1 protein-coding gene is annotated in these 1,520 nt (G+C 65.5%); it reads right to left on the reverse strand.

What is annotated here, in order from left to right:
- Positions 1-8 precede the first annotated feature (8 nt).
- The coding region (locus A5784_RS35730; protein ID WP_064949592.1) for a GMC family oxidoreductase at positions 9-1,520 on the reverse strand (1,512 nt) is incomplete at its 5' end.

The following is a 1,520-nucleotide window of genomic DNA, read 5'->3' on the forward strand; positions in this document are numbered from 1 at the left end:
TGCTCACATCACTGTTTTCTCATCAGGTCTGCGCACTTCTCGCCCATGGCCATCACCGTAATATTCGGGTTCACGGCAGGCAATTTCGGCATCGCGGAGGCATCCACCACCCGCAGGCGCTGCACACCTTTGACCCGCAACTCGGGATCGAGCACAGCCATCGGATCGTCCACCGATCCCATCCGGGCTGTGGCGGCCGGATGGTAGACGGTGTTGTGCGTCTTGTGGATGTAGTCGAGCAGCTCGTCGTCGGTGACGGCATCAGGCCCGGGTGCCAGTTCACGCGCGATCCAACTGCGCAACGGTTCCTGCTCGGCGATCTTGCGTGCCAACCGCACACCGGCAAGCATGACCTGCTCGTCGTGTCCTTCGGGGTCGGTGAAGTAGCGGGGATCGACCTTGGCGCGGTCCCGGAAGTCGCGCGAGCGCAGCCGCACCGTTCCCCGTGAACGTCCCAGCGTGACGTTGGGGGTGAGGCAGAATCCGTTGTCGGTGGTCGGGTAGCCCCAGCGCAGGGTGTTCATGTCAAACGGCACACTGCCGTAATGCATCATCAGATCCGGCTGGTTCAGACCGGGCTGCGTGGTGGTGAACAACCCGATCTCCCACCACTGCGTCGAGCTGGTGACCATCGGGCGTGACGCCTCCCAGAACACCAACCCTTCGACGTGGTCATCGAGATTGGACCCGACGCCCGGCGAATCGACCCGCACCGCAATGCCCATCTCGCGCAGGTGCTCGGCCGGCCCGATGCCCGAGAGCATGAGCAGCTTCGGGGTGTCGATCGCCCCGGCGGTCACCACCACCTCGCGCCGGGCGGCCACCGTGTCGTACCCGGTGAGGTCGGGCCGCTGGTAACGCACCCCGGTGGCATTGTTCTCGTCGTCGAACAGGATCTCACTGACCCACGAATTGGTCCGTACCTCAAGGTTTTTGCGGGTCCCCAGGATCGGGTGCAGGAAAGCGTGCGACGACGACATGCGGTTGCCGTTCTCGGCAGCGTTGATCTGGAACCAGCCCGCACCGTTGGTCACCGTGGTGCCGCGGTTGAACTTCACCGTCGGCAGGCCGACCTTGGCAGCGGCTTGCAGCACCGCTGCCCCGCACGGGTCCAGTGGCGGCACGTCGCGCAACCGCACCGGCCCACTGTGGCCGTGGTGATCCCCCTCGGCGTCGTTGGTCTCCAGTTTCGCCACGAACGGCCACAATCCGTCGGCGCCCCAACCCTTGGCGCCCATCGCCTCCCAGTCGGCAAGCCCCTCGGCCGGCGGCCAGAACGCGATACAGGAGTTGTGCGACGAACATCCGCCCAGCACCTTGGCCCGGGCATGGCGCATGAAGCTGTTGCCCTTCTCCTGCGGTTCGACCGGATAGTCCCAGTCGTAGCCGGAATCGAGCAGGTGCATCCACGCCGACAGTTCCAGGATGTTGCGGTCCTCGACGTCCGACGGGCCCGCCTCGATGAGGCACACGCTGACCGACGGGTCCTCGCTGAGCCTGGCCGCGAGAACACATCCCGC

Origin of the sequence: Mycobacterium sp. 852013-50091_SCH5140682 (assembly GCF_001665685.1) — a bacterium.
In the GTDB taxonomy this organism is placed as follows: Bacteria; Actinomycetota; Actinomycetes; order Mycobacteriales; family Mycobacteriaceae; genus Mycobacterium.